Consider the following 10,111-nt stretch of genomic DNA (forward strand, 5'->3'; position numbering starts at 1 on the left):
TCTCGATGCGCTGGCTGACGGTCGGCCTCCTCGCCCTGGTCGTCCTCCTCCAGTACCCGCTGTGGCTGGGCAAGGGAGGATGGCTCAAGGTATGGGAGTACGACCGGCAGCTGAAGGTCCAGAAGGAAGAAACGCGTCAGCTGGAAATCCGCAACGCGGGCTTCGATGCCGAAGTCCGCGATCTGAAGCAGGGTTACGACGCGATCGAGGAGCGCGCGCGCTTCGAACTGGGCATGGTCAAGCAGGACGAGGTCTTCGTCCAGATGCCCGAACAAAGCCCTGAAAAACGCCCGTAAAAAGCCGTCGACCGTAGTAGCCACGGCCATCTTGCTCAGCTAGAATCGTTCTCAGCAGTCCCGCCCCGAGCGCTCAAGGAGAACGACATGCTGCTCAAGAATGGCGATCAAGCCCCAACGTTTTCGTTGCCGGATGCCGATATGGAGACTGTCGATCTGGCCGCTTTCCGTAACCGCAACCACGTCGTCCTGATGTTCTACCCGAAGGACGGAACACCTTGCTGTACCCGCGAAGTCACCGATTTCGCCGATCACGAGGACGATTTTCGCAAGCACGGCTGCATCGTGCTCGGCATCAACCGGGAGGACTGCCTGAAACACCAGGATTTCCGGGACAAGGAAGGCATCGGCATCGGTCTGCTCTCCGATGCCGAAGGCACGGTCTGCCAGCAGTACGGCGTCTGGCAGGCCAGGGAAGTCGAAGGGCAGCAGAAGTTCGGGATCGTCCGCTCGACCTTCGTCATCGATCGCAACGGCCTCATCCGCCATGCGCTTTACAACGTCAATTACAAGGGTCACGCACTGGAGGTGCTGGGCCTGGTGAAGGAACTCAATTCATGAACCAGCAGGTTGTTAAAAATACCGTCATCACCCTCGACTACCACGTCACCGATCCGGATGGCGAGGTGGTCGACGAAGGCCGCGATCCGCTCGTCTACCTGCATGGCGGTTACGACGACATCTTCCCGAAGATCGAGGAAGCGCTGCAGGGCAAGGCTGTCGGCGAGTCGGTGCAGGTCAAGCTGCAGCCCGACGAAGCCTTCGGCGAGTACGACCCGTCGCTGGTCCAGATCGAGCCGCGCAAGGATTTCCCCAAGGAACTGGAAGTCGGCATGCAGTTCGAAGGCGGCCCGGAAGACGGCGGTGACGACGATTTCGTCATCTACCGCGTTACCGACATCGCCGACGGCAAGGTCGTGCTCGACGGCAACCACCCGCTCGCCGGCAGCGCGCTGGTGTTCACCTGCACGGTCACCGCGATCCGTCCGGCCAGCGCCGAAGAGATCGAGCACGGTCACGTGCATGGTGGTGACGACGAGGAAGGCTGCCACTGAGGCAGCCCCGGCTCACGGCCTGGCCGGCGGCCAGGCGTGGGTCTCGAAACGGAACAGCGCCGGCGCTTCACTATCGATGACGCCGCGCGTCCAGCCCATGATCGGGTAGCCGAAGGTCTCGACCCGCGTGAAATTGTCGATCCGCTTGCCGCGTGCGTCGCGCAGCGGCTTGTCGATGCGGCTGATGTGGGTGTCGCCGTGCACGGCGACGACCTGGCCCGGAAAATTCAGTGTTTCCTCGCGCAGGGCGACCAGGAAATCGCGGTAGCCGCTATGCGGAAAGCCCTGGGCATGGTGGATGAAGCCCGGGTTGGCCTGGAACATCAGGACGATGCCGCGCAGCTTCTCGCGCCGCGCCAGCGCGAAATTTTCCCGGAGCCAGGCGAGCACGTGCGGGTTGCGGGCCAGGAATTCGGCCGATGGCTGTTGCGTCAGCCCCCAGTTGTTGTTGCCGCCGGGCAGGTTGAAGCTGACGAACAGCACCGGCCCGAGGCGCCAGCGTGCATGCTCGACATAGCTTCCCGGCTGGCGCTCGAGTGCCAGCTTGCGCCGGCCGAGCGACTGGCCGTCGTGCCAGAACAGCTGGCGCAGCTTGTCCAGGCGTTCGAGCGCGACATAGCCGCCGTTGTTCAGGCGCGTGCAGTCGGACCACTCGTTGTCGCCGGGGATGAAGACGAAGGGCACCCGGCTGTCGTCGAAGAGCTGTCGCCGGTCCTCGAAGACGGCATCGTCGCAGCGGTCGGCGCCGTGCTTGAAGTCGCCGATGTGGGCGATGAAATCGACGTGGCTGTCGGCGATCGCCGAGAGCATCTTCGGCAATTCGGCGCGTTCGGCCCGCGAGTAGGGGACGTCGCCGATCAGCCCGAAGCGCCAGATCTCGGCGGCCGCCGGCAGGGCGGCGACGAGGACGCTGACGGTCAACGCGGTTTTCAGGGCAAAAACCAGGTCGACCGTGAACTTGCCGCGCCGTCTCACTTGAGCAGGCCCTTGAGCGCGTAGAGCGCGTCCAGCGCTTCGCGCGGTGTCAGGCTGTCGGGGTCGATGGCGGCGAGATGCTCGACCACCGGATGCGCTTCCGGTTCGGCGGCTTCGGCCAGTTCGGCCGGAAAATCCTGGGCGAACAGGTCGGGTTGCAGCGGGTCGACCGCAGCCCGCTGCTCGAACTCTCGTAACTGCTTGCGCGCGGCGCGCACGACGGCAGCCGGAATCCCCGCCAGCGCCGCCACCTGTATCCCGTAGCTCTGGTTGGCCGGGCCTTCCTCGACAGCGTGCATGAAGACGATGCGGTCGTTGTGTTCGACGGCGCCGAGGTGCACGTTGGCCAGTTCGCTGTATTCGTGCGACAGCCGGGTCAGTTCGAAATAGTGGGTGGCGAACAGCGTCAGGCTGCGGTTCTTGTCGATCAGGTGGCGCAGGATGGCGAAGGCCAGTGCCATGCCATCAAACGTGGACGTGCCGCGGCCGATCTCGTCCATCAGCACCAGGCTCTGGTTGGTCGCGTGATGCAGGATGGCGGCGGCCTCGGTCATCTCGACCATGAAGGTCGAACGTCCGGAGGCCAGGTCGTCGGAAGCGCCGATGCGCGTGAAGATGCGGTCGAGCGGGCCGAGCACGCAGCGGTCGGCGGGCACGAAGCTGCCGATGTGGGCGAGCAGGGCGATCAGCGCCACCTGGCGCATGTAGGTCGACTTACCGCCCATGTTCGGGCCGGTGATCAGCAGCAGGCGGCGCTCGTCAGCCAGCCGGCAGTCGTTGGCGATGAAGGTCTCGGCGCTTTGCGCCAGTTCGTTCTCGACCACCGGGTGACGGCCGCCTTCGACGGTCAACTGCGTTTCTTCGGCAAATTCCGGCTTGCACCAGTTGCGCTTCAGCGCCGACTCGGCGAAACCGGCGAGTAGATCCAGCTGGGCGACGGCGCGGGCGATGGTCTGCAGCGTCGGCACGACCGGCAGCAGCGCGTCGAGGATGCCCTCGTAGAGCAGCTTCTCGCGCGCCAGCGAACGTTCCTGCGCCGACAGTGCCTTGTCCTCGAAAGCCTTCAGCTCCGGCGTGATGTAGCGCTCGGCATTCTTCAGCGTCTGCCGGCGGCGGTAGTCGTCGGGAATCTTGTCGACATTGGCATGCGTGACCTCGATGTAGAAGCCATGCACCTTGTTGTATTCGACCTTGAGGCTGGCGATTCCGGTGCGCTCGCGTTCGCGCACCTCCATATCGACCAGAAAGGCGCCGCAGTTGTCGTTGAGCGAACGCAGCTCATCCAGGTCGGCGTCGAAACCCGGCGCGATGACGCCGCCGTCGCGCACCTGGGCGCCTGGTTCGGCGGCGATGGCGCGGACCAGCAGTTCGAGGGCTTCCGCCGGCGTTTCGAGTTCGGCGAACGATTGCTGCAGCAAAGCCGACGGCGTGCCGGCCAGCGGCGCGCGCAGTTCCGGCAGGTGGGCCAGCGATTCGCGCAGGCTGGCGAGATCGCGCGGACGGGCGTTGCGCAGCGCGATGCGGCCGGCGATGCGCTCAATGTCGGCGATGCCGCGCAGGGCTTTTCTGACGTCGTAGGCAAGTCGACCGTAGTCGTCCTGCAAGGCCTCGACCGCGCCATGGCGGGCGGCCGGAATGGCACGGTCGCGCAGCGGGTGGTGCAGCGTGTGGCGCAGCAGGCGCGAGCCCATGCTGGTGACGCAGTTATCCAAAAGCGAAAACAGCGTCGGCGACGGCTGCCCGCGCAGCGTCTCGGTCAGTTCCAGGTTGCGCCGGGTGGCCAGGTCGAGGCCGAGATAGGCGCCCTCGATTTCCACGGTCAGGCCGCGCAGATGCGGCAATTTTCCCGACTGCGTCGCCTGCGCGTACTGGAGCAGGGCGCCGGCCGCGGCAATCGCCGGCTTCAGCCCCTCGGCGCCGAAACCGGCGAGCGAGGCGACCTCGAACTGGTCGCAGAGCAGACGCCTGGCCGAATCGAAATCGAAATACCAGTCCGGCTGGCGCGTGCGCGCCACGTCGATGCCGAAATTGGGCGTCCAGCTTTCCGGATAGAGGATTTCCGCCGGGCGGATGCGCTCCAGCGTCGCCGGAATCTGTTCGGCCGGCACCTCGATCAGAATGAACTCGCCGCTGGCCAGATTGAGACGGGCGATACCGGCGGTGTTGCGCAAGGTCGTTACGGCGAGCAGCCACAGGTCCTGCTTGTCGTCGACCAGCGAAGCGTCGGTCAGCGTCCCCGGCGTGACGATGCGCGCCACGGCGCGTTCAACCGGCCCCTTGCTGGTCGCCGGATCGCCAATCTGCTCGCAGATCACCGCCGATTCGCCGAGCTTCACCAGCCGCGCCAGGTAGGGTTCCAGCGAGTGGAAGGGCACGCCGCACATCTTGATCGGCACCCCGGCCGACTGCCCTCGCGTGGTCAGCGTGATATCCAGGAGCCGCGCCGCCTTCTCGGCGTCCTCGTAGAACAGCTCGTAGAAATCACCCATGCGGTAGAAGAGCAGGGTGTTCGGATGCTTCGCCTTGAGCCCGAGGTACTGGACCATCATCGGGGTGTGCTTGGGGCTGTCGGCGGTTTTGCTCATGGGGCTCGGGTCGGAAAAGGTGCCGATTTTAACAGGCGCGCGCTTGGTGGTGAGTGCATGCGCTCGTGGACAGTGGTTTAGCGGTCATCATCTTGCCCGGTCACGCGAGTGTTTGTGCTAAACAATCCTTTGGGAGCATTAATTTTAATTAAAGATTCCGTTTGGAGTGTTTATTTGAAGTGCCCAAGTATTTGTATAGAATCGACTACATGGAAGAACTTTGCAGTGCATGATTCACTCTCATCGGAAAATCTGGCATGGAAGCCCCTGTACCGCTGCCCGTCGAACGAGCCATTCATAAACTCGGCGCCGACATTTCCCTGGCGCGTAGACGTCGCCATATCTCACAGTCCTCGCTGGCCGAGCGCATGGGCGCGTCGCTGTCTACCGTGCGTCGTATGGAGAAAGGCGATGTGCGGGTGCCCATCCATTTCTTCGCCCGCGCGCTGCATGTCTTCGGTGAAATCCAGGCGCTGGAAAACCTCCTGGATACGGCTAAAGACGATATCGGCCTGACGTTGATGGACGAGCGCCTGCCCAAGCGGGTGCGCAGCAAGCCTGCTTCGTCGGGAGCGCTGTGATGGCTGTCGTTGCCTCGATCCGCCGACAGGTACAGCTCTGTATCGGCAAGGTCGGTCTGCCGGTAGGTTCGCTCGTCTATGTCCGCCAGGGACGGCGCGAGAACAGTGCCTTAGCCTATGACGAAGACTGGTTGGCGAGCACGGCACGTTTCAACGTCTCGGCCGATCTGCAGCTGATGGCTGGGCACCAGTCACACAAGGCGGCCTCGCTCCATGATTCGGTATTCCACGGCGCTATCGCTGACACCGCGCCCGATGCCTGGGGTCGCCGCGTCATCGCCCGCGACCACGCCAAGCGACGCAAGGGCGATCCGCAACTGCCAGCCCTGACGGAAATGGACTATCTGCTCGCGGTGGATGACTTCAGCCGGGTGGGTGCGCTGCGCCTGCGCGATCCGGACGGTACCTGGCAGCGGACGACAACGGACGGGCAGCGCAGCACGCCGCCGCTGATCGAACTGGAGCGGGTCTTCCTGGCCAGCAGGGCGGTGGAGCGCGGCGACGAAACCGCCGAGGATTTGCGTTATCTGCAAGGCAAGGGCACCTCGCTGGGAGGCATGAGGCCGAAGTGCACGCTGATCGACGAGGACGGTCGACTCGCCATCGGCAAGTTTCCAAGCGTCGGCGATGCGCGCAGTGTCACCCGTGGCGAGGTTCTGGCCTTGAAACTGGCTGCCCTGGCGGGCATTGATGCGGCGCCGGCCCGGATCGTCCTGCTCGGCGAGGTACCGGTGGCCGTCATCGGCCGCTTCGATCGTGACCAAGCGGATGGCCGCATCCCGTACCAATCAGCCGCGTCGCTGCTGCAGGCTTCGCGTGAGGATGACCGCAGCTATACCGAGATCGCCGATGCCATCCGCGCCAACGGTTACGCCCCGGCGCAGGATGTGCGGCAACTCTGGCGCCGGTTGGTTTTCAACCTGCTGATCACCAACGTCGACGACCACCTGCAGAACCACGGCTTCCTGCATGTGGCGCACGGTCAATGGCGTCTGGCACCGGCCTTCGACATCAATCCGTTCCCGGACAAGGAGCGGGAATCGAAGACCTGGCTGTCCGAGCAGGATGGGCCGATCACCGATGTCGGCATGCTGCTGGCGCGTGCCGCCTATTTCGGGCTGGACCAAGCTCAGGCCCGCGCCGTGCTGGCTGAAGTACACGCCGCGGTGGCGAACTGGCGCCAGGTGGCACTCAGCGCGGAAGTGGGTTTGCGGCAGGTAGAGCTCGATGACTTCGCGCCGGCTTTCGAGCATGAGCAGATGGCTCAGGTGGACAGCCTGCTCAGGTGATTGTCAAAATGGCATTTTCATCATCCGGGAATCGGACATGACGCTAGCTCTGGGGCTCTATGATCAGTTGCTCACCGAGGCCTTATGGCAGACGCTTTCCCGGAAGACCGACGCAGGGAGCCGGCTGCTCGATTCGCTCAGGGTGCAAGATGCCCCTGCTTGCCTGGCTGATGTCCTGGCGCTCCAGCTCAAGAGCTCTGGCCGACAACGGTCTGCGGTGGCTCATTCCTTCATTCGATCGGAGAACTTCGACGTTTCGGAACTAAGTGCTGACTGGCATCAGAACCTTTCGTGTCCTGCCCGTAAGACCTGTGCTGGAGGAGTTGGTCGAACACGACGCTCAGTGATCTCGCGAGGTCGAGATGAAAGTCGTGCCCCTGCCCAACTATCCGCGCCCGGAACTTGTCGCCCTGGACTATCCGATGGAGGCCGGAGTTCTACGCATTCGTGCCAGGGCCCTGCTGGTGGGCTACGTCCTGAGAAGATGGGGCGTTGGCTGCTCCAAGATCCGTTTCCTGTGCGGTCTCGTGCATCCTCTCTGGAGACGGGATCGCGCGGCGCTGGTTGGGGGGGCTGCTCGTCCATGCCCCAGTGCTATCTCTCGAAGGATGCTGGCCGTGGATAGTCCAGTGAGGAAGCTCAACCCGCTTCTGCGTCTCGCGGCCATCTCGGGTGTCGAGACGGCAATCAAGCTACACATTCGCAGGGGCGACGATCTCGACGCCAGCGACAGGGCTGGTGCGACCCCGCTGATTCTGGCGGCCGCCAAGCGGAGGAAGGGAGCAGTCAGGTTGCTCTTGGGCGCCGGGGCAAATCCGACGCTCGCCGACCTCAGTGGAATGGACGCCCTGGCCCACGCCATAAAAGGCGGGTGCCCCGAAACCATCGCCGTCCTGACCGAAGCTATGGGTTGTCTCGCCGTCTCCGGATCTTCGGATGAACCTGCCGAGGTGACCGTTGAACCGATCGTCGATGAGGTCGAAAGCATCCGGGCCGTCGAGCCTGAGGACACGCCTCAGATGGTCGAATCTCCTTGCTTGGATGACAGACCCGTATCGGTTGACGTTCATCAAGCGGACTCGGCGCCCGACGACGAGGAACTGACGATGCCTGCCAAGGATTCGTCTCTTGTTCCAGAAAAGATTTCGAGTGACGCGGTCACTGAGGTCGCGCCTACGGACGAACCGAACGTTCTCATGCTGGACGACGAACCGCTGAACGACCTCGTCGCCGACGACTGGGAGGCGGAGGAGGAGATTTTCGCCCCCGAGGGCGACGAGACGGTCGCGGAGGCGGCCAGACGGGTTCACGAGGCCATCGGACGCCACAAAGTCGTGGACCGCGACGAGGACTGGGGGGACGTAGATCTTCATCTGCCCGTCAGAGCCGCTCCGCTCACCAGGGACGAGGGCGGCGGGACCGTCAGAGACCTTCTGCTCGCCGCTCTGCGGGAGGGATTGGTCTCTGAGGACCGTCTGATCGACGTCTGCTCGAACGCCGACGGCAATCGCAACGAGGAGGCCGAGAGGCTTCTCGCCTTTGTGGCGGGAGAACTCGGGGCGACCGTCGTCGAATGGACGGGGTCGGACGAAGCCCCTTTCCTGTCAGACGCCTCAATGGAGGAGGATCGCCTTCTGTCGGAGGCCGCCGAGTTCGCCGAGGAGCTCGCGTCCGGACGCAACGACCCGTTCCGGTTCTACGCGAAGGACATTCGCGGCGATCTGCTCGACGCCGAGGAGGAAATCGCCTTGGGAAGAGAGATGGAGGAGGCCGGTCGATCGGCTCTCTCCGCTCTCGCCTCGTGGCCCGAAGGGCTGTCCGCCGTGTTCGAAGCCGCCGACCGCGTCGCGAGGGGCGAGGCGGACGCGGAGTCCTTCTGCGCGGGACCGGAGCCGTCATCCGACGAGGAATCCGTCTCGAAATCGACCGGAACGGAGGAGGACGAGGACGACGAGTCCGAACTCGACGAGGAGGCGGCTTTCTTCGTGAACGCAGTCGCTGCCTTGAAAACCTGTCGCGGCGACGCGCGCAGGGCTGCGGAGGTCTTGGAGGAGGCTCGTCTGACGCGCGGCTTCCTCATGGAACTGGCCGACAAGGCTGTTCGCGAGAAGGTAGGGCGTGATTTCGTCGAGGCTCTCGGTCGTCAGGCGAAGGCTCGCGAGCGCATGATTCTCTGCAACCTCCGGCTCGCCCTGTCCATCGCCAAGAAGCATCTTTGGTCCGGCATGCCGTTCGACGATCTGGTTCAGGAGGCGAATATCGGTCTTATGAAAGCGGTGGAGCGCTACGACTGGCGCAGAGGCTTCCGCTTCTCCACCTACGCGACATGGTGGATTCGCCAGCAGGTATCGAGGTCGATCGCCGACACCGCCAGAGTCGTCAGGGCTCCCGTCCACATTCAGGAGACGGCGCGAAAGATTCTGCGCGAGCGGGAGTCCGTGGAAGCACGTCTCGGTCGTCCCGAGACCGTGTCGGAGACCGCGAGACGCATCGGAACGTCGCTCGCCAAGACCAGAATGCTCCTTGCCATGTTCGATGACGTAGCCTCCTTGGATGAAGCCGAGCCCGATTCGGGCCTGTCGAGAGTCGAAAGTCTCGTCGACGAAAGGACTTCGGACCCGGCGGACATCGCCGAGAGAGCCTCGCTGCGCGGGACTCTTCTCGGAATGCTGGAAGACCTCGACGAGCGGGCTCGGGAGGTCATTCTTCTGCGCTTCGGTCTCATGGACGACGACGCGATGACTCTCGATGAGGTCGGTCAGCATTTCGGAGTTACGCGCGAGCGCATCCGTCAGATCGAGTCGAAGACGATGCGCAGGCTTTCTCATCCGAACAAACGGGACATTTTGCGGCCCTTCATGGGAGAGAGATACGCGCCGCGCCGCTCGCCTTCGCCCGACCGGATGAAAGCGGAGGCGTCCTCCGCTTCGGACGAAAAGGTCGCGCTCGAAGAGGATAACCAGGAGTTTCTGGCGCCCGTCGTCGAGCGAGAGGCCCCGTCCTTCCCGTCTCCGAGACCGAAGCCTGAGGCTCCGCGAGTTGCCAAGCCGATTCCCGTTCGCGGAGCGGATCGCGCGCTTACCCACGAGGCGGTTCCGTTAATGCCCGCTACCGCGCTCGCGGACGACAGGACGTCGAGAATCGCCGACGAGGCTAGAGCGCTGGGACTCAGCGTCGAGGATCGACGCGCGCAGGGAGGCGAGTTGAGAATCGTCGCTCCATTCGCGTCTCCCCAGAACATAAGGGCGTTCGGCCGCAGGCTGCTCGCGTCGGGTTTCCGCAAGATCCAGAGGGACGTATTCGCGAAATGACTCAGAGAACAAGGCACGC

8 protein-coding genes and 1 pseudogene are annotated in these 10,111 nt (G+C 63.9%); 7 read left to right on the forward strand and 2 right to left on the reverse strand.

Annotation, left to right across the window (positions count from 1 at the left end; all coding sequences use genetic code 11):
• Positions 1-5: 5 nt before the first annotated feature.
• From ftsB to DFR40_RS16675, 3 genes are all read left to right on the forward strand, one after another.
• Positions 6-296 (forward strand): cell division protein FtsB, encoded by a 291-nt coding sequence (gene ftsB / locus DFR40_RS16665; protein WP_121459624.1) that lies wholly within the window; start codon positions 6-8, stop codon positions 294-296.
• Between the two features lie 90 nt (positions 297-386).
• Positions 387-857: a peroxiredoxin gene (locus DFR40_RS16670; protein WP_121459668.1), complete on the forward strand. Its 471-nt coding sequence runs from the start codon at positions 387-389 to the stop codon at positions 855-857.
• The gene (locus DFR40_RS16675) at positions 854-1,351 is read left to right on the forward strand and encodes an FKBP-type peptidyl-prolyl cis-trans isomerase (RefSeq protein WP_121459625.1); all 498 of its coding nucleotides are present in this window, start codon (positions 854-856) and stop codon (positions 1,349-1,351) included. Before DFR40_RS16670 ends, DFR40_RS16675 begins: the two co-directional genes overlap by 4 nt.
• 12 nt (positions 1,352-1,363) lie before the next feature.
• On the opposite strand, the gene DFR40_RS16680 is transcribed toward DFR40_RS16675, so the two are convergent.
• Entirely contained in the window at positions 1,364-2,326 is a 963-nt protein-coding gene (locus tag DFR40_RS16680; RefSeq protein ID WP_121459626.1) for a metallophosphoesterase, read from the reverse strand.
• Positions 2,323-4,911, reverse strand: a complete 2,589-nt coding sequence (gene mutS / locus DFR40_RS16685) for a DNA mismatch repair protein MutS (protein ID WP_121459627.1) — start codon at positions 4,909-4,911, stop codon at positions 2,323-2,325. Before mutS ends, DFR40_RS16680 begins: the two co-directional genes overlap by 4 nt.
• Positions 4,912-5,168: 257 nt before the next feature.
• Between mutS and DFR40_RS16690 the strand changes: the two genes are divergently transcribed.
• From DFR40_RS16690 to DFR40_RS16700, 4 genes and pseudogenes are all read left to right on the forward strand, one after another.
• Positions 5,169-5,492 carry a helix-turn-helix domain-containing protein gene (locus DFR40_RS16690; protein WP_121459628.1) on the forward strand — a complete coding sequence of 108 codons (324 nt, stop codon included), beginning with the start codon at positions 5,169-5,171 and terminating at the stop codon, positions 5,490-5,492.
• On the forward strand, positions 5,492-6,781 hold the full coding sequence (locus tag DFR40_RS16695) for a type II toxin-antitoxin system HipA family toxin (RefSeq protein ID WP_121459629.1): 1,290 nt from the start codon (positions 5,492-5,494) through the stop codon (positions 6,779-6,781). Before DFR40_RS16690 ends, DFR40_RS16695 begins: the two co-directional genes overlap by 1 nt.
• Before the next feature lie 362 nt (positions 6,782-7,143).
• Positions 7,144-7,281 (forward strand): annotated as a pseudogene (locus DFR40_RS17615) (BrxR family transcriptional regulator); the annotation flags it as partial.
• Between the two features lie 129 nt (positions 7,282-7,410).
• Positions 7,411-10,092 carry a sigma-70 family RNA polymerase sigma factor gene (locus tag DFR40_RS16700; protein WP_170160257.1) on the forward strand — a complete coding sequence of 894 codons (2,682 nt, stop codon included), beginning with the start codon at positions 7,411-7,413 and terminating at the stop codon, positions 10,090-10,092.
• Positions 10,093-10,111: the final 19 nt, after the last annotated feature.

The sequence above is a fragment of the Azonexus fungiphilus genome (genome assembly GCF_003634965.1).
Taxonomy (GTDB): domain Bacteria; phylum Pseudomonadota; class Gammaproteobacteria; order Burkholderiales; family Rhodocyclaceae; genus Azonexus; species Azonexus fungiphilus.